This is a genomic window from Algoriphagus sp. A40, from assembly GCF_002002735.1.
Lineage (GTDB): Bacteria > Bacteroidota > Bacteroidia > Cytophagales > Cyclobacteriaceae > Algoriphagus.
This window is the reverse complement of the sequence record NZ_MUNY01000038.1, coordinates 1-22,015: the sequence shown is the minus strand read 5'-3', so window position 1 is coordinate 22,015 and position 22,015 is coordinate 1. Positions and strand designations below refer to the sequence as shown.

The following is a 22,015-nucleotide window of genomic DNA, read 5'->3' as shown; positions in this document are numbered from 1 at the left end:
TGTTCTTTAAGGCATCACACATGTTGTATCCCTTAATTATTCCTCAAATTTGATTAATCCGTATATTCGAATCGTCATGAAACTCGCCTCGAAACAGCTGTCAAAAATCAAAAAGTATTTTGAGACCAAACCCGTCTTGAAGGCTTACCTTTTTGGTTCTTATGTGAGAGAAATGGCCAATGCTGAAAGCGATATCGATATTTTGGTGGAATTGGACTATTCCAAAGTGATTGGATTGGGATTTATTCGAATGCAGATGGATTTGGAAAATCTTCTTCAAAAAAAAGTTGATCTAATTTCCGCAAATGCTCTTTCGGCTCATTTCAAACCGATAATCGATCAGGAAAAACAACTGATCTATGAGAGGTAAAATCAGTGACAAAATCAGGCTGATTCATATTCTTGAGGCAATTAAGGAAATTGAAGCTTATACCTCAGGAAATACCAAAGCACATTTTTTTGAAAACTCCATGATGCGTTTTGCATCTATCAAACAGTTGGAAATCATCGGTGAAGCAGCAAAGCATCTTTCAGAAGAAACCAAACTACTCGACCTGGAAATAGCTTGGTCTGAAATCATTGCGATGAGAAACGTTTTTGTCCTTGAATACTTCGGAATTGACAACCATGTGCTTTGGGAAATAATCCAGACAGAAATCCCACATTTCAAATCACAAATCTCTGGACTTTTGGAATCCCCTTCCTTTTCCTAGATTAAAACATTTAGATAAAAAAGGCGAAATTTCAATTATGAACTGGATTATACTGATTATCGCAGGGTTATTTGAGGTCGGTTTTGCAACCTGCCTGGGCAAAGCCAAAGAAGCAAGCGGAATGACGGCCGTTTATTGGTATGCAGGTTTTTTGGTTTGCCTCACGATCAGCATGATGCTACTGATTCGGGCCACCCGTGAATTGCCAATCGGGACAGCGTATGCAGTCTGGACAGGGATTGGTGCTGTTGGGACCGTATTGGTGGGAATTCTTGTCTTCAAGGAACCTGCGGATTTTTGGAGGGTGTTTTTTATCACCACGCTGATTGCCTCAATTGTCGGGCTGAAAGTGGTCTCTCATTAGGTAAAAGGAAAAAATTACTCAGGACTGATTTCGACACAAAATTCTCCATTTGTCCCTTTACGCACAAAATCGTTCGCTAAAAAAAGCAAATCCAATCTAAAAACCACGAATTTCAAGCAATTTGGCAGTTTTTCACTGGCACAATAATGGTGTATTGGTCTGAGCATCAATCTCCACAGCTATGAGCTATATCGCTATACCCATTCCCCGGGAGGCCGGGAAGCAGGACATCCAGATCGAAGTCACTGTCAACAACGAGAAGCAATCGCTTCACTACAAAGTCGAGCTTTTTTACTGGGATGACTGCCAAAACCCCCAAGGTCATCGGGCGGATTGCATCGCTGAGCTTCTTGCAAAGCACGACCCCAATTGGACGGTTTATTACATCGGCTCCCCTACTGACAAGTTTGTGCCGATCACTTTTGTGGAGAGAAGAAGGAAAACAGAATTACAGGTAAGCAATTAGGTTTATTTTTTTCCAGAGCTTCAAGAAAACCGGATTTGAGCTTCATTTCGCGGTCAAAAATCAGCGGATAATTGGTTCTGCCCCGTACAGGCCAGTTATTGAGCCAGCTTTTGCCGTCATGAAGCCCCCAGAAGGTCACTCGGCTGATCTTGTCGGAATGTTTTTGAAAAAGCTGAAAAAGCGCAACGTAACGGTCTACCAGTTGCTTTTCGACTGCGGGGGGAATACTAGCTACATAAGGATTCCACTCCGGAGATTCGGCATAGTTGATATTCAGATCCGCACCCTCAGTATTTCTTGGTCGGGGCAAAACATCTACGTCAAGTTCAGTGACATGTACCTGAAATCCGGCTTCATGAATATCCAAAATGGCCTGTTCGATTTGATCCAGGGAAGGGGAGCCAAGGCGATAATGTCCCTGCATGCCGATCCCATCGATGCGAATTCCATCCGCCCGGAGGTTTTTGGCCATTTCCAAAATGGCCTTTCGCTTTTCCGGTATCCAGACATTGTAGTCGTTGTAGTAAAGCTCTGCTTCCGGATCAGTTTCCTGAGCTTTCCGAAAGGCCGCTTTGACAAACTCAGTGCCGGTGATGTTGTACCAAGGTGTTTTTCTCCAGGATCCGTCATCCTCAAAGGCCTCATTCACCACATCCCAACCGTCAATTTTTCCTTTGTATCTGCCCACCACTGTGGAAATATGATCCTCCATTCTTGCAATCAAGTCGCCTTGGTTCAGAGGCTGACCATTTGCATTCTGGAAAACCCAGGCCGGGGTCTGCTGATGCCAGACCAGCGTATGTCCGACCACAAATGCCCCCATCTTTTCTCCCATAGCAACATAGGCGTCGCCGTATTCAAATCGGTATTCTCCTTCTTTGGGATGCACAGGACCCCATTTGAGACCATTTTCGGAAGTAATAGAACTGAAATGGAGGGATAAAAGTGAGTCAGCCCCAGCCTCCTGCCCAGTTACTTGACCAAGATTGACCGCCGCCCCGATCAAAAAATCAGATCCCATCCTGTCTTTTAGGCCTACTTCCTTAAGTGTCTGGCCTAAAGCAAAGACTGGTATCAAAATGAGGAGAAATAGATATTTTTTCATAACTAAAAATAGAAAATGATTGTCCGCAATAATACCAGTGACCAAATTATACTTCGACTAGCAAAGTACAAGTATATTGATTACACCTCGACAAGCTCGGTATCTGGGAGCTGTTGGTCTCTGGGGGGGCGGAGGAGGAAATGCGGCTTCGCCGCATTTCCTCCTCCGCCCCTATCCAAATCAATGTTTCGGTGGTCGAGCTTGTCGAGACCAATTCTCAATTTTCAGATACAGGTGCAAAAACAGAAATTCATTAAATAGAAAATCCTGCCTCATTTGAAGCAGGCTTGGTTAAAGATGAATTGAAAAAGGACGACCAAAGTTTCAAATGGACCTAAACCTTTTCTCAAAAATCCGAAATCGCAATTCCAAAATCCGAAATCGGTCAGTCCTTTCCACTCCCCTTAAACTGATCTTCTTTATAGGCAAAAAGCACATTAAAGGTAGTCAGGGAGCCATAACAGCGGGTGATGTATTGCTGAAGATTGACGCGATCTTCATCGTCCAATTTGGGATGGTTGTTGATGTTTTGCTCGAGCACCCGGAGTTTTTCACGGACCATGACGATTTTGTGAAAAAAGGTCTCCACTGGAATCTCCTTTGACTGAAGACTGCGGTCCGAAGGTTCAATGATCAAAGTCCCTCCCATCCACTTCCCTCCAAGAGGAATCAAAGGTGCGCGTTCAGAGGTAGCAATCAATGCTTCCCGGATGGCCCTTTCCACGTCCTTCATGGTGAGCATCGGAAAGTCTGGCAGTTTCGCTTCCTCAACCGTAAAACCTTCGTAATCCCTTGCGAGTGTTTTAACTTCCTCTGAGGCCGAAAAATAGATTTTGTAATAAGTGGAATCAATTGCTACAATTACTCCTGATCCAAATTTGGGATGGCCGATCCGGCTTCCAACTCCAAGTTCGCTTGCTGACATAAATGGTTTTGAATTGCGTTTAGAACCCAAAATAAAAAGAAAGCTGCCAATCTGCGCAGGATTTAAACTTTTTCTAAGATGAGTCGGCAACAGGTAAATAATCCTCGTATTTTTTATCTGCTTTTCATTTCCATTTCTTTGAACTAAATCCCAGCTAACTATTTCCTATGAAAAATTGGATTACACAAGGCATTTCCATTTTCCTGGGCTTCACCTTCTGGGGCGCAGGCATGGTCAAGCTTTACGCAGGGCATCAGTTTATTGGCTGGATCGGTCCTCCCTGGCTGGTGGAGCGACTTCAGAAATACGATTTGGGACTCTATGCCGAATTTATCGCTGTCTGCCAGATCACCATCGGATTTATGCTGCTGAGTACACGATACAAATTACTCGGTGGGATCATGTTGGTGCCCATGATTTTGAATATACTGATGGTGACTGTATCGATGCATTGGCAGGGAACTCCCTATGTCCTTACGGTCCTCCTAATGATGGATTTGTACTTGCTTTGGCAATACCGCGACTTTTTTTGGCCTTTGGTGAATGAGGGCGAAAACGGCAGTAAACTCCGACTTCGTAAGAAAAGATCCGGACAAGGCCACCTCTGCTGGCTAGCCGGCTGGGCACTTCAGTTATTCTCCGTTCCGGTTTCCTTTCAAAATCTCTGGCTGGCGTTTTCTCTGGCCGCTTTGGGAGTGATTTTGGCAGTGTTAAGTTTCAGAGTTGATTTGATTTTGCTGGGAAAAACAGAAAGACAATCCTTAAATTAGAAATCCATAAAAACCCAAAGCACAATGAAAATCAATCCCTATCTCAATTTTGACGGCAAAGCCGAGGAAGCAATGAACTTTTACAAGTCGGTACTTGGTGGCGAGTTTTTAGGCGGCATCAACTATTTTGGAGAAATCCCCGGAATGGAACTTCCCGAAGAGGAAAAAACCAAAGTCATGCACATCACTCTGAAAATAGACGATCAGAACAACATCATGGCCAGTGATACCATCTCTTCGATGGGGCATGTCTGGATCAAAGGAAATCACAACATTGTTTCGATCCACCCTGACAGTAAGGAGGATGGAGAGCGGATTTTTAATGGCCTTTCTGAAGGAGGAACAATCGAAATGCCTTATGAAAAAGTCTTTTGGGGATCATATTTCGGAAGCTTCGAGGACAAATATGGAATAGGTTGGATGGTCAATTACGACCTGAAAGAGGGAGAAGAGTAGCCAATTTCGGACGTCGGATTTCGGATTTCGGGCATGAAGTCCAATCCGAAATCCGAAATCTGAAATCCGAAATTTCAATTCCTGTTTTGATTCGAGTGTTCCCCACCTCTAATTTGCCTTTTCAAACGACTCACACCCGATGATCAGACTGGCCATCCTCGCCTCCGGTAGTGGCAGCAATGCCGAAAAAATCATGGAACACTTCCAGCATTCTTCCAAAGCCCAAGTGGCCTTGGTTGCCTCCAACAAGGCCGATGCCTTTGTGTTGGAGCGAGCCAAAAAGTTTGGGGTTTCGACTTTCACTTTTACCCGAAAGGAAATGGAGGCAGGCGAACTTCTCTCCAAACTACAGGAAGAAAAGATCGATTGGGTGATTCTGGCAGGCTTTTTACTGAAAATTCCGGACCAACTCATCCGTTCTTTTCCCGAGCGGATGGTTAATATCCATCCTGCCTTACTGCCAAATTATGGAGGTAAGGGCATGTACGGAAGCTTTGTGCATGAAGCCGTAAAGGCAGCCGGAGATACCGAAACCGGCATCACCATCCATCTGGTCAACGAACACTACGACGAGGGCAAAATCGTCTTTCAGGCTTCGACCGCGGTACATCCTGAGGATACTGCCGATGACATCGCCCAAAAGGTTCATGCCCTGGAGCACCGCTATTTCCCGGAAGTGATTGACAGCCTTCTTTAATTGCTGACAAATCACCTTTCGGCCTTCGAAATTCAAATCTTTCTTTTGGTTTTGAATAGTGGACCGAAAAACCTGAAAAACTTCAAAATTTCAACCATTGAGTCAGAGCGAATGGAGATTCGAACTGCACAAACCAATGATAAAATTTCGCTGGACTTATTTATAAACAAACATATAGAGCTAATGCAAACGGACTCGGAAGAATCTAACAAAGAAGCTTTTGAACATGTGTGGTACATGCGCCCTGTTTTTTTCGTATCGAATCTCCAGACTGCAATCAGATTTTATGTCGACAAGCTGGGTTTCATAAAGAAATGGCACGAAGCAGACGGTAAAGGTACTGTGTGCCAAGTCGACCGTGGGGGCTGCGAGATTATTTTATGTCAGAACACTACTCGCAGTAGCCAATCTCGTGTCTTCCTAGAATTGTCTCGCGATGGAGTTGAACAACTGCTTAAAGAAGTTACCGAACGTTCCGTTCCAACAAAGAAATCTTGGTGGGGATACGATGTACTTCAAATTGAAGACCCAGACGGAAACGAACTACTCGTTTGCTTAGAAACCTATGAAACCGGTCACGAAGACAGTTTTACAGCCAAAGGATAAGATTGATTTGAGCAGACAATTTTGATAAACTCTTGAAAAATGAATTTTGCAGTACATTTCCATGTGACCTTTGATTTCTAAATGATATGGAGTCGAGTTTCATTGACAGTCAGGATATATCGGCAGTAAAACTTTCAAAAGAGAATGGACGAAATAGAAATAAGTACCGACAAAAATCGGCTCAACATTCACTTTATAAGTGAGTTTATTTCAAATTCCTATTGGGCTAAAGGCAGGACAAAAGAAACAATGCAAACCTGTATAGACAACTCATTGAATTTTGGTGTTTATCTTCACGACAGGCAAGTTGGTTTTGCCCGTGTAGTTACCGACTATGGACAATTCGCCTATATAATGGACTTATTCATCCAAGAGAATTGTCGGGGCAATGGTTACTCAAAAAAATTAATAGAGTTTATATTAGAGTTTGACAAACTTAAAAATATTAAGATTTGGAGATTAGCGACAAGTGATGCTCATGGTTTGTATAAGCAATTTGGATTTTCAAAAATAGCAAAACCAGAAAATTTAATGGAGCTGTTGAAGTAAAACAACTTTTTGATACTTGACAAAAGACTGGCAACAAACAAAAAACAACATTCTGAAGTAAAATACCATGCAGGAAAATGCAATAGAAATTTTTTATCCGGCAAACCTTACAGCGTGGAGAAATTGGTTGGAAGCTAACCACGTATCAAAACAAGCTGTTTGGCTGGTTTTCTATAACAAAAATTCAAAAATAAAATCTATTTCTTGGAGTGAAGCAGTAGATGTTGCTCTTTGTTTTGGCTGGATAGACAGCAAGAAAATTTCAATAGACAAAGAAACCTCTCACCAGTTTTTCAGCAAGAGAAAACCAAAAAGCACTTGGTCAAAAATCAACAAAAACAAGGTTGAAAAACTCACAGAGCAGGGTTTGATGACGGAAGCCGGATTTGCATGCATCGAAACCGCAAAGCAAAATGGCTCTTGGACCATCCTGGACGAGGTGGAAGAATTAGTGATTCCGGCAGACTTGGAAGCCGAATTCGCTGACAAACCAGATTCAAAAGACTTCTTTTTAAGTTTAAGCAAATCTGTAAGAAAGATAATCTTGTCTTGGCTGGTGTTTGCCAAGACAGCCGAAACCAGACAAAAACGCATTGCTGAAATCATAGAAAGTGCAGACCAAAATCTTAAACCAAAACATTTGAGATAGAAATGGTCACTACCTTAATCTGGTTCCCAACATTTCGGTTTTCCGGGTTCCAAATTCAGTCTTGAGCCTTCGATATTTTTTAAAATTGAAATATTGGATTGCCTTGGGTTTCCTCGTTTCAGGAAAGCTTAACACATCATTTTCAAATACTTTCAACTGGAATTGGAAATATTAGATTTTTTTATTCACTTTGAGTTACAAAGTACTTTTAAAATAAAATGATCCATTTGAAAGACAGGATTTATGAAATCTAAAGTGTCAGACCATCAGATCAAAACTTTCAAAAAACACTCAAAAAAGCTGTAAGCCGTGAAAACCCAAAGAACTGTATTCGTTCCACTCTTCCTCGTTTTTGTGATTTCCTTTCTTTTTTTCACCACCCTAGTTTTGGATCAACCTATGGTTTCTTTTTTGGGATCGGAATCACAAGAAACTTGGAAATCTATTGTTTCTACAATTCTATCCCCTGTGAAAATTATTCTGATGGGCCCTCTGATTCCTTTTATCAACTTTCTGCACCAAGATCCGGATACTCCGCCCCCATTTTTTCTGATTGGGTTTGCCACTTACTGGACCATCCTGGCCTTGATTTTTCATTTTCTCCTAAGTAAATTAAAACACTCCAAATGACTCTTGAAAAAAGGATACGGCAATCCAAAACAAATTGGAATACATTTCCAGGAATCAGATCATTCTATCAGTAAAACCAAAACATTTAAATGAAAATTGAAGATCAGGAAATCTCATTCAAAAGGCTGGAAAAGGGAGAAAAAATGCCTTTTGACTTGCTCCTCCTTGCTGATCCATCCCTGGATCTGATAGCTGAATATTTGGAAAAATCAGAGGTATTTGCAGCAGTGTTTCGGGAGGAAATCATTGGGGAAATTGTTGTATTCCAGTCAAATCCAGAAACAGTAGAAATCAAAAACGTGGCTGTCAAACCGGATTTTCAGGGAAAAGGAATTGGCAGTTTTTTGTTGGAACAGGCGATTCAGATAGCTAGAAACGGCAAGAATAAACTGATCAGTATTGGCACGGCAAATTCCGGTGTGTCCAGCTCTATCTCTATCAGAAGCTTGGATTTGAGCTGGCTGAAATAAAGAAAGATTTCTTCCTGCAAAACTATCCTGATCCGATTTTTGAATACGAAATCCAGGCGAAGCATTTGCTTGTATTGACTATGGAGCTTTGAAACATTTGACTTTTTTCCAAGCCTTGCACCTTCCGCAAGAATGCGCAAATTGTACTTTCTGGATGCATTCGTTGTCCGTACTTTTCCCTACCCCTTCGTAAATCGATTTACATATTTCTCCCCCCGTTCATTTTTTATACCTTTGCGCCTTCCAACGATTTTATCCAAATCCATTCACCAAATGGCAATCAAAAAAATTCAATCTGCCCTCGTATCAGTCTATTACAAAGACAACCTCGAACCCATCATTGCGCTGCTGAAAAAGCACGGAGTAAAAATCTACTCCACCGGTGGTACCCAGAAGTTTATTGAGGAGCAAGGCGCAGAAGTAATTCCTGTTGAAGATCTGACCAGTTATCCATCCATTTTCGGAGGAAGAGTGAAGACTCTCCACCCAAAAATCTTCGGCGGAATCCTGCAGAGACGCGACCACGAGGGTGATTTGGGTCAGGCGATTGAATACGGCATTCCTGCTATAGATCTGGTGATCGTGGATTTGTATCCTTTCGAAGAAACTGTGGCTTCAGGAGCTTCCGAAGCTGACATTATTGAGAAAATCGATATCGGAGGTATCTCTTTGATCCGTGCAGCCGCCAAAAACTTCAAAGATGTGGTGATCATCGCTTCCAAAGATCAATACGGAGAATTGGAGCAAAAACTTGCCGCACAAGATGGCGGGACTACGATCGAAGACCGCAGGTATTTTGCCGCCCAGGCTTTCCAGGTTTCTTCCAATTACGACACTCATATTTTCAATTATTTCAACATTGCAGAAAATATCCCTGCACTGAAAGTGTCCGAGACGAAAGCAAAAGCTTTGCGTTATGGAGAAAACCCCCATCAGGCAGCACATTTCTATGGAGACATGGAGGCACTTTTTGATCAGTTGAACGGAAAAGAACTTTCCTACAACAACCTCGTGGACGTCGATGCTGCGGTGAATTTGATCGCTGAATTTGAAGGAGAAACTGCCTTTGCAATCCTGAAACATACCAATGCCTGTGGCGTGGCCTTGGCTCCAACCGTGCAGGAAGCGTACAAGAAAGCGTTTGAAGCGGACACCACTTCTGCATTTGGCGGAGTTTTGGTCACCAACCAAACCGTGGACCAAGCTGCCGCCGAAGAGATGCATTCGCTGTTCTTCGAGGTTTTGATTGCTCCGGAGTTTACCGAAGAGGCTTTGACCGTCCTGAAAGGCAAGAAAAACAGAATCCTGCTTCGTCAGAAGATGGCTTTGCCAGGAACCAAGATGATCAAAACGCTCCTGAACGGCGTGATCGAGCAAGACAAGGATTTGGCTACCGAAAGCAAGGCAGATTTCAAAGTGGTAACGAAAGTGGCACCAACCGAAAAAGAATTGGATGCTTTGGTTTTTGCAGCCAAAGTATGTAAGCATACCAAGTCCAATACAATCATTCTGAGCAATGATACCCAGCTTTTCTCAAGTGGTGTAGGTCAAACTTCCCGAGTGGATGCTTTGAGACAGGCCATTATCAAGGCGAAGGAATTTGGCTTTGAGCTGAAAGGCGCCGTGATGGCTTCCGATGCTTTCTTTCCTTTCCCTGATTGTGTGGAGATCGCGCACGAAGCTGGAATTACAGCAGTCGTTCAGCCAGGCGGTTCGATCAAAGACCAGGACAGCATTGCCTTCTGTGATGCGCACGGCATGGCAATGGTAATGACGGGAGTGAGACATTTCAAACATTAATTGATAGACCTTTGAGGTGTCACCCTGAGCGGAGTCGAAGGGCGAACCAAGAAAGCCTTCTTGAAAGCAATTTCAGGAGGGCTTTTTGTATATTGGGCTATGGGGAAGTATGAAAAGCTCTTACTCAAAATTCTTCAGGGAAGGTCTGATCACAATATCAGTTTTGATGAATTCAGAACCATTTTGGGTCTATTTGGCTTTACCGAACGGGTTAAAGGGAGCCATCACATTTTCTATAAAAAGGAAGTTGAGGAGATTATCAATCTCCAAGAGACACAGGGCAAAGCAAAAGCATATCAGGTAAAACAAGTATGAAACCTTATATTGAAATACCGTTTAAATCTAGGTGAAGATGAGACCTGACTACAAATACGAAATCATTATTTACTGGAGTGAGGAAGACAAAACCTTCATCGCAGAGGTTCCCGAACTTGCAGGATGCATGGCCGACGGAGCCACTTATGGTGAAGCGTTGCAAAACACCGAAAGAGTCATTCAGGAATGGATTGAAACTGCTCATGAGCTTGATCGACCCATTCCCAAGCCAAAGGGCAAATTGAGCTTTGCATAAACCCAAAAGAGAGTCATTCTGTCTCTAAGTTCGGGAGTTTTTTAGCTGGTTTTTTCCAGATTTCCTTCCCAAAACTTCCTTCATGAGCCGTCTTAGAGTTGGGCTTTTTTCTATACTCATATCCCAAACACTACCGCAATCTGTGATAACAAACGTAAAAATCCTCGACACCAAAATCCTGTCGGACAACTGGTACATCCTCCGAAAAATCACCTATCAATACACCAAAAGAAACGGGGAAGCAATGACCCAAACCCGGGAAGCCTACGATCGGGGAAATGGTGCCACAATATTGCTGTACCATCCAGAGCAAAAAACCGTGATTCTCACCCGTCAATTTCGCCTGCCAACTTTTGTCAATGGCAACGAATCCGGGATGCTCATCGAGGCCTGTGCCGGACTTTTGGACAACGAAAACGCCGAGGATTGCATCAAACGGGAAACAGAAGAAGAAACCGGTTACAAGATCTCCAAGGTCCGGAAGATCTTTGAGGCATACATGTCACCGGGTTCGGTCACGGAGATCCTCCACTTTTTCATTGCCGAATACCGAAACGACATGAAGGTAAGCGAGGGCGGCGGAGCAGAAGACGAAGAAGAAAATATCGAAGTGATGGAGATCGCAGTGGACGACGCATTGGCGATGATCGACAGTGGAGAGATCAAAGACGGCAAGACTATCTTGCTGCTGCAATACATCAAGCTGCATGGGATTGTCTGATGCACCAGAAAATATCCAATTTCATCTGCCTAATACCTCACCGAAAACTCCCCAAAACTGCTTTTTCGATCCGCTGAAATTCCATCCGATTTCACGGACACCCCGGCCTTCATCCCCCAAGACCACCAAGCCAGATTGTCTCCATTTACTTCGGCGCCTATGTTTTCCCAAGTTTGCCCATCGAGACTGAAGGAAAACTGAAATTGCTTCCCGTCAGTCATCATGGCTTTCAGGTGAATTCCGGATGAAGTGCCAACTGCTTGTTTCCCTAAAATCTGAAAATCTCCTTTCGTTACTTTCCAAAGCACCAGGGAATCTCCCTGAATTCCCAAGCCAAGGCTATTGTCTTTGGTCACATAAAAAGTCAAACTTCGTAGCACATCACTTTTACCCGAAACTTGAGTTTGGAATTCTGCATCGGCTTTCTCTGGATTGACTCCCAAGAAGGCCGGATAAGCCGAAGAATCCGAGCTCAAAATCAAGTTCCCACCTTCAATTTTCGCAGTTGCATTGCCTGCCTCCACATCAAATCTCCAGTTCGGGTCAAGTGCTTTTCCATCGAACTCATCGATAAAATCACTTCCCATGATCTCTCCACTCCCAAGCTGGGAATTGGCAGAGAACTGAGGCCAGCCCGTCTCCTCATCCCAAGCAATCTGGCTGAGCAAAGCCGATCTTCCCAGGTTTGGAAATCCTTGTGTAGGATAAGCATGGTAGAGGTAAAACCAGTCGTCTCCCGTCTGAATCGCCGTGCCATGACCTGGACATTTCCAATCTTCATTTCCTTTGAGAATCGGATTTCCGGCATATTTTTCCCAAGAACCTTCCATGGTTTTGGCTCGGGCGACTCCGACCTGATAATCGCAATTGGCACCGCAACAGGCGTTTCCAGAATAAATCATGTAGAGATAGCCATCCCGCTCCAGAATCGTCTGTCCCTCAATCCCGCCTTGTTCCCAGGTATCAGCTTCCGCTGTCAAGACTTCAAATGCCTCTCCTTCCAGCGATAGTCCGTCTTTGCTCAGCTTGGAACCTAAAAGTGTAATGGGCTTCCCTTCGGTCAAACCATAGGCTTTCCAGGTGATGTACAAATCCTCCCCTTGCTGGTTGACAAAGGCGTCAATCGCCTCATTCCCCCATTCGATAAGCACGCCATGGTCCTCAAACCCTTTTTTCAAATCCTTTGTCGAAGCCACACCGATGCAGGAAACTCCGTCCTTTCGCTTCGCAGTATAGTAGCAATAGAAAGTCCCGTCCTTGTAAAAAAGCTCGGGCGCCCAAAAGCTGTTGATCGTCCAGTCCGGCTTTTCCCGAAAGACATAATCCACAAAAGTCCAGTTTTTCAAATCCTTGGACTGGTAAATCGGATAATAAGGCCCCCAGGCATTGGAAGAACCGCTGGCATAGTAGACTCCATCAACTTCAATAAGTGTTGGGTCAGGAAGCTCGCCGGGAATGACTTGCTCTTGGATAATTTCAACTTTCTCTGGCTGGGAACAGGCAAAACCAAAGGCCAACAAAAACGCGAAAGAAAACAAAAGGTGGAAGCTGCGAATTACTTTTATCATAAAAATCCACTTAGGTTATGGGTTAGTCGTCAAAGATAAAATTTCCATCCAAAAGCTAATCCCCGCTACCCTTTCATTTCCCCGCCCGAATCCCCTATTTTGCAGTCCGAACCCAAACCGGACATTTCCGGTTCTAGGTTCTTGACTCTAGCGTCTTGATTCTATCCATGAAATCTCATCAGCTCAAGCTATACAACACCCTTTCCCGACAGAAGGAAGATTTCCAACCCATCAATCCGCCCTTTGTGGGCATGTATGTCTGCGGACCTACCGTCTATGGAGATGCACACCTTGGGCACGGCCGTCCTGCCGTCACTTTTGATACGGTCAACCGCTACCTTACCCATTTGGGTTATCGGGTAAGGTATGTCCGAAACATTACCGACGTTGGTCACCTCCAAGGCGATGCGGATGAAGGAGAAGACAAAATCGCCAAAAAGGCCAAGCTCGAGCAACTCGAACCCATGGAAGTGGCCCAACAATACACGGACACCTATCACCGGGATATGGCTTTACTGAACACTTGGAAACCCAGTATCGAACCTCGGGCAACAGGACATATTCCTGAGCAGATTGCCCTGACTGAGGCTATATTGAAGGAAGGATTAGCCTACGTGGTGGACGGTTCGGTGTACTTCGATGTGCTCAAATACAATGAGACCTACAACTACGGCAAGCTCTCCGGACGGGTATTGGATGACTTGATGAGCGGTAGCCGAGCATTGGATGGACAGGATGAAAAGCGAAACGCAGCTGATTTTGCCCTTTGGAAAAATGCATCTCCTGAGCATCTCATGAAGTGGGAGTCGCCCTGGGGAATGGGTTTTCCGGGCTGGCACATCGAGTGTACAGCCATGAGTTCCAAATATTTGGGAACAAGTTTCGACATTCACGGCGGTGGAATGGATTTGCTTTTCCCCCATCACGAAGCCGAAATCGCCCAGGGTAATGCCTGCAATCACCACGATCCGGCCAAATACTGGATGCACAACAACATGATCACCATCAACGGGCAGAAGATGGGCAAGTCATTGGGGAATTTCATCAATCTTCAGGAGCTTTTCACCGGCAACCACAAGCTGCTGGAGCAGGCCTATAGTCCGATGACGATTCGATATTTTATGCTCACTGCGCATTATCGATCCACCTTGGACTTCTCCAATGAAGCCTTGAAAGCTGCCCAAAAAGGCTATAAAAAACTCATCAATGGATTGAGAATCGCCAAGTCTTTGGAATTCAATCCAAATACCGAAGTAACAATTGATACCGAGCAGGTCAAGCAGATCGAACAAAGCATCACTGCCGCCTATCGGGCAATGGATGATGACTTCAACACCGCGCAGGCGATTGGTCATCTCTTTAACCTGTTGAAAAAAATCAACTCCATCTTCACCGGACAGCTGGCATCAGCAGTGTTGGGGCAAGAGGCTTTTGCCAAACTGAAGGATACTTTCATCACTTTTGTAGAGGATATTTTGGGTTTGATTGAGGAGAAAAGTGATGTGCAAAACACCATGCTGGATTTGCTGCTGAAGCTCTATGCCGAAGCTAAAACGGCCCGTGATTATGCCAAAGTGGATGAAATCAGGGCTGGACTGAAGGAAATGGGTTTTGTGGTCAAAGACATGAAAGAAAAAATTGATTGGGCGTATGAAGAATAGATTTTGGCTGGTTGGGCTGTTGGTTTTTGCCTGGGCTTGTTCTGGGGAAAAAGCCACCGAAACGGTCGTTGAGGAAGTTGTCACCAAGCCCTATCCGGCGTTCAATGCAGATTCCGCTTACGCTTTTGTTCAGAAGCAGGTGGATTTTGGTCCACGTGTCCCCGGTACCAAAGGCCATTCCGACACCCAAAATTGGATGATTTCTAAGTTGGAAAGCTACGGATGGAGTGTGCAAACCCAGGACTTTCAGGCTAAAACCTACGATGGTTTAACTTGGGATCTGAGCAATGTTATCGCTTCCTACAATCCCCAAGCAACCAAGCGAGTACTTTTGGCGGCACATTGGGATACCCGGAGAATCGCCGACAAAGACACTGAACGACTCAATGATCCAATTGACGGAGCAAATGACGGAGGTTCAGGAGTGGGAGTTTTACTGGAAATAGCCAGAACCATAGCCTCTCAGGAACTCAAGCCTGATGTGGGAATAGACATCATCCTCTTTGACGGAGAAGATGACGGTGAGCCGGAAAAAGCAAGGACACGAAACAACGCCCAGGAATTTTGGTGGTGCCATGGTTCTCAGTATTGGTCCAAAAACAAGCACATTCCGAATTACTCTGCCTATTATGGGATTTTGGTGGATTTGGTGGGTGGAAAAAATGCCAAATTCTACCGGGAAGGGTATTCCAGGCAGTACGCCAGCGGGGTTGTTTCAAAAGTTTGGTCCAATGCCTCAAGCCTGGGATTTTCTGACTTTTTCATCCAAAAAGATTCCCCTGAAATCTTGGATGATCACGCATTTGTCAATGCCAATGCAGGAATCCCCATGATCGACATCATCGAGTTTTCACCTGACTTCGGATTTGGACATTATCACCACACTCACAAGGACAACATGGAACTGATTGATCCGCGCACTTTGCGTGCAGTCGGGGAAACTGTTTTATTTACAGTTTATCAGGAATAGCAATAATTCTAAAGTATTTTGCAATTTGGGCAAATGCATACGATTGCAGGCTTTAGAAAAGGATAAGCATTATCATGAAAAAAGGTCATCAGATTACGATGAAAGAAATCGCCAAAAAACTTGGCGTGTCAGTTTCTACTATTTCCAGGGCACTGAAAGATTCCCCGGAATTGCATCCTGAGACCAAACGAAAGATCGTAGAGATGGCCAAGGAGATGAATTACCAGCCCAATCTTTTGGCTCAAAGTCTCCGGATCAGCCGTTCAAAAACCCTTGGGGTGATCGTACCGGAAATCACCTCCCACTTTTTTGCATCCTGTATAAGCGGAATCCAAGATGCTGCAAACAAACGTGGCTACAATGTCATGATCTGCCAGTCCAACGAATCTCTGGAACAGGAAAAAGCCAATATCCGTGCATTGGTTTCCAGCCAGGTGGACGGGCTCCTTATCTCACTCAGCCGGGAGACCAATCAGTTTGACCACCTGTACGAACTCTACAACAGAGAGATCAACTTCGTGCTTTTCGACAGGGTTAATGAGGAAATCCCCGTTTCCAAAGTCACTTTCAATGACGTTGGGGGAGCCTATCAAGTAGTCAAGCATTTACTCGAAGGGAAAAACAGACGCATTGTCTATGTGTCAGGCCCGGAGGACCTCTATATTTCCAAAAAAAGAAAAGAAGGCTACTTAAATGCCCTGGCGGAATTTGGGGTTCATCAGGATAATTCCCTGATCAAATTCACCGATCTGACCACAGAAGGAAATATCAAAGTAGCCAAAGAAATTGTTGAAATGCGACCTAGACCGGATGCTGTTTTTTGTATGATAGATCCGGTTGCCGTGGATGTGCTAACCCAATGGAAATCCATGGGAATCAAAATCCCCGAAGACATGGCTTTGGCTGGATTTACAAACAACCCAACCGCGGCAGTTGTGGAGCCCCCACTCACCACGGTGGCTCAGCCTGGCTATGAGATGGGAAAATTAGCTGTGAGTCACCTGCTCGATCAGCTCGACGGAATCGCCTCTGAAGACCCTATCTCCATTGTTCTCGAAACTACGCTTGTGCCGCGCAGATCCTCGCAGCATTTTCAGACAAAGTGATTTTAATGAATGTAAGTAGTAAATAATATGTGGTAAGTAGTATCCAAACTCATTTTACCACTTACTACTAACAACTTACCGGTACCTCTTTTATATGCAAACTACAATAACCCAAACTTTCCAATCTCATTTTTCGACCGTTCCACTTCTTGCCTTTGCCCCCGGCCGGATCAACCTGATCGGTGAGCATACGGATTATCAGGAGGGATTTGTCTTTCCAGCAGCTGTAGAGCAGGGAATTTGGGTTGCAATTCAGAAAAACGGGCTGACTGTTTGCAGACTTTATTCATTGGATTTTGATCAGGAATTTTCATTTGAATTGGATGCTTTTTCTCCCAAAAAAGGACATTGGGCGACTTACGTCATGGGTATGGTGGCTTTGCTCCAGCAAGCCGGTTACCAAATCACGGGGTTTGATATGGTCATCGGAGGGAATATTCCAGTCGGTTCGGGCCTTTCCTCCTCGGCAGCACTATCAGTAGCAATCGGCACTTCCATTTCCGGTCTCTTTGGATTCCAAGTTCCCAAAAAATCGATCGCGCTATACGGACAAAAATCAGAACACCTTTTTGCCGGAGTCAAATGCGGTATCATGGATCAATATGCCTCTGCTTTTGGAGTCAAGGGAAAAGCGCTTTTGCTCGACTGCCGTAGCAATTCCCACGAGGAAGTTCCGGCAGAATTTGGAGAATATTCGCTGATTCTGGTGAATTCCAAAGTGAAGCATTCCCTTGCGGATACTGCCTACAACAAACGAAGAGAAGCCTGCGAGGAAAGTGTTCGGATCTTAGCCAAACACTATCCAGGAATAAAAACCCTCAGAGACATCCCTTTGGAGGACTTGGAAAAAGTGGAAAACCTGTTGCCTGCAGAATTATATCCAAAAGCCAAACACCTGATCACTGAGATCGCCAGGGTTCACTTGGCAGGCAAGGCTTTAAAATCAGGTGAACTGCAAACCTTTGGCACTCTTTTGAAAGCCTCACATGCAAGTCTGAGCAAAGACTATGAAGTGAGTTGCGAGGAGTTGGATTTTCTGGCTGAAACTTCCTGGAAAATCGACGGAGTGTTGGGTTCGCGAATGATGGGTGGTGGCTTTGGAGGCTGCACGCTCAACTTGGTGAAAACATCCGAAATCGCAATTTTTGAAAAGAAAATTGAAGCTGCCTACTTGGAAAAATTCGGTATCATTCCCGATTTTATTCCTGTAAAGATCGGCTCAGGCAGTTCAATTTTAGAAGAAATATCATTAGCGGATTAGTTTTTCAGAATATTCATCCTGAAAAACATCCGAATTTCAGACACTTATCCTAGCGTCTTCAATTTTTACCTATTTTCCCAAAAATTTCAAACCCATATGCATTTACCCAAAACCCTACGTAGTCTGCTACTGTTGTTGCTGGTAATCGGACTGGGCCTTTCTGCTTGTTCAAAAAAGCGGGAAGGCAATCCAAAAGTCCTGATTTTCAGCAAAACAGCTGGATTTTACCATGAATCAATTCCCGCTGGAATCGCCGCAATCCAGAAGTTGGGAGCCGAAAACGGCTTTGAGGTGGACACCACCAAAAATGCGGAAAACATCAACGAGGAAAATCTATCCCAGTATGCTGCGGTTATTTTCCTGAGTACTACCGGAGATGTCCTCAATCAATATCAGGAAGCTGATTTTGAGCGCTATATCCAGTCCGGCGGGGGGTTCTTGGGAATCCATGCCGCTGCTGATACTGAATATGAATGGGGTTGGTACAACCGACTGGTCGGTGGCTATTTCTCCGACCACCCGGGCATCAATGATCCGAATCCGAATGTTCAGCCCGGAAAAATCACCAAAACTGGTGAAAAACATCCATCAGTTGACTTCTTGCCCGACAGCTGGGAAAGGACAGACGAATGGTACAGCTACAAAAACGTAAACCCAGATACCAAGAAACTGCTGATGCTGGACGAAGCTTCCTATCAGGGCGGTATGGATATGGGCGAACACCCGATTGCCTGGTATCATGATTTTGACGGAGGCCGCGCTTATTACACCGGTGGAGGCCACACCAATGAGTCTTTTGAAGAAAAGGATTTCCTGAAGCATTTGCTTGCCGGAATCCAATATTCAATCGGTGAAAATGAGGCACTTGATTACACAAAGGCAAAGTCCAAGCGTGTCCCTGAAGAGAACAGATTTACCAAAACCACACTTTCTTACGGACAGTTTACTGAACCGGTTGAAATGACAATCCTTCCGGATCTTGACATATTAGTTGCGCAAAGAAGAGGTGAAATTCTCCTTTTTGACAACGAAACCCAGGAATTGAAAGAGGTCGCCAAGCTGGATGTGTATTGGAAAACCGACGTAAAAGGCGTCAATGCTGAAGAGGGTCTCCTGGGTATCCAGAAAGATCCAAATTATGCCACCAACAATTTTGTGTTTGCCTATTATGCTCCTACTGGAGACCAAGAGATCAACAGACTTTCCCGATTTGTATTTAAGGACGGAGTCTGGGATATGGCTTCCGAGAAAGTAATTTTGGAGCTTTACTCCCAAAGAGGAATTTGCTGCCACACCGGTGGATCAATTGCCTTTGACAAAGACGGAAACCTTTTCCTTTCCACAGGAGACAACTCGACACCTTTCAACCAAAATGACTCCCAATTTAGACTCAGCGGCTATGCCCCATTAGACGGAAGAGAAGGTAGAAAGCAATGGGATGCCCGAAGAAGCTCCGGCAACTCTAATGATCTGAGAGGAAAAATCATCCGAATCAAAGTTGCCGAGGACGGTACCTATACCATCCCTGAAGGAAACCTTTATCCTACCGGAACAGAAGGAACACGTCCGGAGATTTTTGTACAGGGTCTGAGAAACCCATACAGAATCTCTGTCGATCAAAAAAATAATTACCTCTATTGGGGTGAAGTCGGGCCCGACGCAAGAAATGATTCCTTGGATCTTAAAGGGCCTATGGGCTACGACGAAGTCAATCAGGCAAGAAAAGCAGGGCACTTTGGCTGGCCATATACCATCGGAAACAATTACCAATACCGTGAATTCAATTACGAAACCGGGGAAATCGGCCCTGCCTTTGACCTGGCCGGACCTGTCAACAATTCACCAAACAATACAGGTTTGAAGCAATTGCCTCCTGTACAGCCAGCATTTATTTGGTATCCATACGGTGCTTCACCTGAGTTCCCTCAAGTCGGAACGGGAGGAAGAAATGCCATGGCTGGGCCGGTTTATTACTCCGACATGTATCCTACCGAAACCAGATTCCCGGATTACTTTGATGGGAAACTGTTCATTTATGAATGGATCAGAGGTTGGATCAAAGTGGTTACTATGAAAGAAAACGGTGATTTTGACAAGATGGAGCCGTTTATGCCTGGCACTAAATTCAATGCGCTGATTGATATGGAAATGGGTCCTGACGGAAAAATCTACATTCTTGAATACGGAAATGGATGGTTTTCCAAAAACCCGGATTCAGGTCTATCCAGAATCGATTTCAATGGAGGCAATCGTGCTCCAGTGGTTTCTGCACTTGCAGTTGACAAAACTTCGGGCACCAATCCTCTGACTGTGACTTTCACAGCAACTTCTTCCGATCCTGAAAAAGAATCCTTGACCTATACCTGGGATTTGGGCAACGGTGAAACCAAATCCACCACAGAACCAACCTTGACCCATACCTTCAACGGAGTTGGAGAATATGAAATCAAGGTAACCGCTGCTGACCAAGCTGGATTGACTGGTGTCAGTGCACCGGTATCGGTCTATTCAGGCAACGTTGCCCCAGTGGTGACTTTCCTGATCGAAGGAAATAAATCCTTCTATTTCCCAGGCAAAAAAGTAGCTTACTCGGTATCCGTTTCAGATGAGGATCACCCTGATGCTGGCTCTGACTTAAGCACCCTGTTTGTATCTGCTGATTATCTCGAAGGAGTGGACAAAGCGGAGGCTGACATGGGGCACAAAATCATGAGTGAGGCAATGAATGGAAAAGCCTTGGTTCAATCATTGACCTGTAAAACCTGCCACAAAGAAGCAGAGGTCTCAATCGGGCCAGCCTATACTGAAGTAGCTAAAAAGTACAGCGAAAGAGACCGTGATTACCTGCTCAACAAGATCAAAACCGGTGGCGGAGGAGTTTGGGGAGAAACGGTTATGCCTGCAAATCCTGATCTGAAAGCCTCTGACGCCAATGCTTTGGTCACTTATATCCTTTCACTGAGAGAAGCGGCTAAGCCTTCTCTTCCAGCCAAAGGAACTGTGGATCCAACCCAAGGCAAGGCTCCAGCTCCAAACGGAGTATTGGTTCTGTCAGCGTCTTATACAGATAAGGGCGGTGAAAGCATCAAGCCGTTGACCGGTTCAGGTTCAACTATCTTGAGCAACAATTCCATGGACATGACCTATGCCGGCAACTTTGCGGAATACTCGTCCATGAGTTACGATGGAGCTAATTTGGTGATGGTTCCAAAAGGACAGGGAAGCTTCTCCCTTCCAAATATTGACCTCACTGGAATCAGTTCAATATCAGTGGTCACTGTATCCATCGCTCCGGTAACACAGGAATTTGTATTTGAAGTTTATTTGGACAGCCCTACCGGTACCAAAGTTGGTGAAGGTACTTTCAAACAAAGACCTCTCGGACCGAATGAGGCCACTCCGATCTATTCCCCATTCACCATCAATATCACCGGTGAATCAGACGGAAAGCTGCATAACCTCTACTTTGTTTCCAAGCAAAACGGGGAAGGCGATCCCGGTACCTTTATCCTTGCCAACATGACATTCAATCCGAGATAATTCGGGAAAGTGTTATAAGCCAAAAGCCACCTCGAAATTTCGGGGTGGCTTTTTTATTGATTCGGGTTCGGACTTAGTAAATATGATTTCTGATTTGAAATACGATTGAATTGTCTTGCGATTGGGTTGGCGATAAGTTTCTGGTTTGCAAAATATCGAATCTCGAACAGGGAATTACAAGCTCTGATTTGGGTTGACCTATCTTAAACTTTTAAACATCATCCCTATGCTTTCACTATTCAAATTCTTCAAATATCGAACATCGAATGATGAATCTCGAATACCGAAGACTTCGACTCCGCTACCAATGACGAGATAATATTTATTTTGATTTTATTCAATTATCGAATGTTTATTTTGTCTGGTATACTTCCATATTCATTTCTGCTGCAAGCTTGAGAACATATTTCTTTTTTT

23 protein-coding genes are annotated in these 22,015 nt (G+C 44.5%); 20 read left to right on the top strand and 3 right to left on the bottom strand.

The features are described from left to right. Positions 1-76: 76 nt before the first annotated feature. The 4 genes from B0E43_RS04310 (at position 77) to B0E43_RS04295 (ending at position 1,543) form a co-directional block, all read left to right on the top strand. Complete coding sequence (locus B0E43_RS04310) at positions 77-370, top strand: nucleotidyltransferase family protein (RefSeq protein ID WP_077347011.1); 294 nt, start codon at positions 77-79, stop codon at positions 368-370. Next, positions 360-713: a DUF86 domain-containing protein gene (locus B0E43_RS04305; protein ID WP_077347009.1), complete on the top strand. Its 354-nt coding sequence runs from the start codon at positions 360-362 to the stop codon at positions 711-713. The genes B0E43_RS04310 and B0E43_RS04305 overlap by 11 nt, the downstream gene beginning before the upstream one ends. 37 nt (positions 714-750) lie before the next feature. Then, positions 751-1,077 (top strand): multidrug efflux SMR transporter, encoded by a 327-nt coding sequence (locus B0E43_RS04300; protein ID WP_077347007.1) that lies wholly within the window; start codon positions 751-753, stop codon positions 1,075-1,077. Between the two features lie 181 nt (positions 1,078-1,258). Beyond that, entirely contained in the window at positions 1,259-1,543 is a 285-nt protein-coding gene (locus tag B0E43_RS04295) for a hypothetical protein (RefSeq protein WP_077347005.1), read from the top strand. Here the strand turns inward: B0E43_RS04295 and B0E43_RS04290 are convergent. Continuing rightward, positions 1,494-2,648 carry an endo-1,4-beta-xylanase gene (locus B0E43_RS04290; protein ID WP_077347003.1) on the bottom strand — a complete coding sequence of 385 codons (1,155 nt, stop codon included), beginning with the start codon at positions 2,646-2,648 and terminating at the stop codon, positions 1,494-1,496. The two genes, B0E43_RS04295 and B0E43_RS04290, sit on opposite strands and share 50 nt — an antisense overlap. 385 nt (positions 2,649-3,033) lie before the next feature. Continuing rightward, positions 3,034-3,573: a hypothetical protein gene (locus tag B0E43_RS04285; protein ID WP_077347001.1), complete on the bottom strand. Its 540-nt coding sequence runs from the start codon at positions 3,571-3,573 to the stop codon at positions 3,034-3,036. Between the two features lie 167 nt (positions 3,574-3,740). Here B0E43_RS04285 and B0E43_RS04280 point away from each other — a divergent pair, with 167 nt between their 5' ends. From B0E43_RS04280 to nudK, 11 genes are all read left to right on the top strand, one after another. Continuing rightward, positions 3,741-4,343 carry a hypothetical protein gene (locus tag B0E43_RS04280; protein WP_077346999.1) on the top strand — a complete coding sequence of 201 codons (603 nt, stop codon included), beginning with the start codon at positions 3,741-3,743 and terminating at the stop codon, positions 4,341-4,343. Between the two features lie 24 nt (positions 4,344-4,367). After that, entirely contained in the window at positions 4,368-4,799 is a 432-nt protein-coding gene (locus tag B0E43_RS04275) for a VOC family protein (RefSeq protein ID WP_077346997.1), read from the top strand. A 139-nt stretch (positions 4,800-4,938) separates the two neighbouring features. Beyond that, the gene (purN, locus tag B0E43_RS04270; protein WP_077346995.1) at positions 4,939-5,496 is read left to right on the top strand and encodes a phosphoribosylglycinamide formyltransferase; all 558 of its coding nucleotides are present in this window, start codon (positions 4,939-4,941) and stop codon (positions 5,494-5,496) included. Beyond that, positions 5,497-6,102 (top strand): glyoxalase superfamily protein, encoded by a 606-nt coding sequence (locus tag B0E43_RS04265; protein WP_077346993.1) that lies wholly within the window; start codon positions 5,497-5,499, stop codon positions 6,100-6,102. 144 nt (positions 6,103-6,246) lie between these two features. Beyond that, entirely contained in the window at positions 6,247-6,651 is a 405-nt protein-coding gene (locus B0E43_RS04260) for a GNAT family N-acetyltransferase (protein ID WP_077346991.1), read from the top strand. A 67-nt stretch (positions 6,652-6,718) separates the two neighbouring features. Continuing rightward, entirely contained in the window at positions 6,719-7,300 is a 582-nt protein-coding gene (locus B0E43_RS04255; protein WP_077346989.1) for a YdeI family protein, read from the top strand. Positions 7,301-8,019: 719 nt separating this feature from the next. Beyond that, a complete protein-coding gene (locus tag B0E43_RS04245) occupies positions 8,020-8,400 on the top strand; it encodes a GNAT family N-acetyltransferase (protein WP_217349137.1) in 381 nt (126 codons plus the stop codon). Between the two features lie 273 nt (positions 8,401-8,673). Further along, positions 8,674-10,200: a bifunctional phosphoribosylaminoimidazolecarboxamide formyltransferase/IMP cyclohydrolase gene (gene purH, locus B0E43_RS04240; RefSeq protein ID WP_077347119.1), complete on the top strand. Its 1,527-nt coding sequence runs from the start codon at positions 8,674-8,676 to the stop codon at positions 10,198-10,200. A gap of 60 nt (positions 10,201-10,260) precedes the next feature. Further along, positions 10,261-10,515: a hypothetical protein gene (locus B0E43_RS04235; RefSeq protein WP_217349136.1), complete on the top strand. Its 255-nt coding sequence runs from the start codon at positions 10,261-10,263 to the stop codon at positions 10,513-10,515. A 37-nt stretch (positions 10,516-10,552) separates the two neighbouring features. Continuing rightward, entirely contained in the window at positions 10,553-10,771 is a 219-nt protein-coding gene (locus tag B0E43_RS04230) for a type II toxin-antitoxin system HicB family antitoxin (protein WP_077346983.1), read from the top strand. Positions 10,772-10,853: 82 nt separating this feature from the next. After that, on the top strand, positions 10,854-11,492 hold the full coding sequence (gene nudK, locus B0E43_RS04225) for a GDP-mannose pyrophosphatase NudK (protein ID WP_217349135.1): 639 nt from the start codon (positions 10,854-10,856) through the stop codon (positions 11,490-11,492). Positions 11,493-11,521: 29 nt separating this feature from the next. Here the strand turns inward: nudK and B0E43_RS04220 are convergent, their stop codons facing one another. After that, positions 11,522-13,060: a family 43 glycosylhydrolase gene (locus B0E43_RS04220; protein ID WP_077346979.1), complete on the bottom strand. Its 1,539-nt coding sequence runs from the start codon at positions 13,058-13,060 to the stop codon at positions 11,522-11,524. Positions 13,061-13,227: 167 nt separating this feature from the next. Here B0E43_RS04220 and cysS point away from each other — a divergent pair, with 167 nt between their 5' ends. From cysS to B0E43_RS04195, 5 genes are all read left to right on the top strand, one after another. Beyond that, complete coding sequence (gene cysS, locus B0E43_RS04215) at positions 13,228-14,721, top strand: cysteine--tRNA ligase (RefSeq protein WP_077346977.1); 1,494 nt, start codon at positions 13,228-13,230, stop codon at positions 14,719-14,721. Then, positions 14,711-15,691 carry a M28 family peptidase gene (locus B0E43_RS04210; RefSeq protein WP_077346975.1) on the top strand — a complete coding sequence of 327 codons (981 nt, stop codon included), beginning with the start codon at positions 14,711-14,713 and terminating at the stop codon, positions 15,689-15,691. The genes cysS and B0E43_RS04210 overlap by 11 nt, the downstream gene beginning before the upstream one ends. Positions 15,692-15,765: 74 nt before the next feature. Continuing rightward, the gene (locus tag B0E43_RS04205) at positions 15,766-16,797 is read left to right on the top strand and encodes a LacI family DNA-binding transcriptional regulator (protein ID WP_077346973.1); all 1,032 of its coding nucleotides are present in this window, start codon (positions 15,766-15,768) and stop codon (positions 16,795-16,797) included. A gap of 94 nt (positions 16,798-16,891) precedes the next feature. After that, a complete protein-coding gene (gene galK, locus B0E43_RS04200) occupies positions 16,892-18,058 on the top strand; it encodes a galactokinase (protein WP_077346971.1) in 1,167 nt (388 codons plus the stop codon). Between the two features lie 96 nt (positions 18,059-18,154). Next, positions 18,155-21,598 carry a ThuA domain-containing protein gene (locus tag B0E43_RS04195; protein ID WP_077346969.1) on the top strand — a complete coding sequence of 1,148 codons (3,444 nt, stop codon included), beginning with the start codon at positions 18,155-18,157 and terminating at the stop codon, positions 21,596-21,598. Positions 21,599-22,015 lie beyond the last annotated feature (417 nt).

Bases quoted from the DNA above. Each gene is read 5' to 3' on its own strand.
- B0E43_RS04310 (WP_077347011.1), top strand. From the start codon at position 77: ATGAAACTCGCCTCGAAACAGCTGTCAAAAATCAAAAAGTATTTTGAG.
- B0E43_RS04305 (WP_077347009.1), top strand. From the start codon at position 360: ATGAGAGGTAAAATCAGTGACAAAATCAGGCTGATTCATATTCTTGAG.
- B0E43_RS04300 (WP_077347007.1), top strand. From the start codon at position 751: ATGAACTGGATTATACTGATTATCGCAGGGTTATTTGAGGTCGGTTTT.
- B0E43_RS04295 (WP_077347005.1), top strand. From the start codon at position 1,259: ATGAGCTATATCGCTATACCCATTCCCCGGGAGGCCGGGAAGCAGGAC.
- B0E43_RS04290 (WP_077347003.1), bottom strand. From the start codon at position 2,648: ATGAAAAAATATCTATTTCTCCTCATTTTGATACCAGTCTTTGCTTTA.
- B0E43_RS04285 (WP_077347001.1), bottom strand. From the start codon at position 3,573: ATGTCAGCAAGCGAACTTGGAGTTGGAAGCCGGATCGGCCATCCCAAA.
- B0E43_RS04280 (WP_077346999.1), top strand. From the start codon at position 3,741: ATGAAAAATTGGATTACACAAGGCATTTCCATTTTCCTGGGCTTCACC.
- B0E43_RS04275 (WP_077346997.1), top strand. From the start codon at position 4,368: ATGAAAATCAATCCCTATCTCAATTTTGACGGCAAAGCCGAGGAAGCA.
- purN (WP_077346995.1), top strand. From the start codon at position 4,939: ATGATCAGACTGGCCATCCTCGCCTCCGGTAGTGGCAGCAATGCCGAA.
- B0E43_RS04260 (WP_077346991.1), top strand. From the start codon at position 6,247: ATGGACGAAATAGAAATAAGTACCGACAAAAATCGGCTCAACATTCAC.
- B0E43_RS04255 (WP_077346989.1), top strand. From the start codon at position 6,719: ATGCAGGAAAATGCAATAGAAATTTTTTATCCGGCAAACCTTACAGCG.
- B0E43_RS04245 (WP_217349137.1), top strand. From the start codon at position 8,020: ATGAAAATTGAAGATCAGGAAATCTCATTCAAAAGGCTGGAAAAGGGA.
- purH (WP_077347119.1), top strand. From the start codon at position 8,674: ATGGCAATCAAAAAAATTCAATCTGCCCTCGTATCAGTCTATTACAAA.
- B0E43_RS04230 (WP_077346983.1), top strand. From the start codon at position 10,553: ATGAGACCTGACTACAAATACGAAATCATTATTTACTGGAGTGAGGAA.
- nudK (WP_217349135.1), top strand. From the start codon at position 10,854: ATGAGCCGTCTTAGAGTTGGGCTTTTTTCTATACTCATATCCCAAACA.
- B0E43_RS04220 (WP_077346979.1), bottom strand. From the start codon at position 13,060: ATGATAAAAGTAATTCGCAGCTTCCACCTTTTGTTTTCTTTCGCGTTT.
- cysS (WP_077346977.1), top strand. From the start codon at position 13,228: ATGAAATCTCATCAGCTCAAGCTATACAACACCCTTTCCCGACAGAAG.
- B0E43_RS04210 (WP_077346975.1), top strand. From the start codon at position 14,711: ATGAAGAATAGATTTTGGCTGGTTGGGCTGTTGGTTTTTGCCTGGGCT.
- B0E43_RS04205 (WP_077346973.1), top strand. From the start codon at position 15,766: ATGAAAAAAGGTCATCAGATTACGATGAAAGAAATCGCCAAAAAACTT.
- galK (WP_077346971.1), top strand. From the start codon at position 16,892: ATGCAAACTACAATAACCCAAACTTTCCAATCTCATTTTTCGACCGTT.
- B0E43_RS04195 (WP_077346969.1), top strand. From the start codon at position 18,155: ATGCATTTACCCAAAACCCTACGTAGTCTGCTACTGTTGTTGCTGGTA.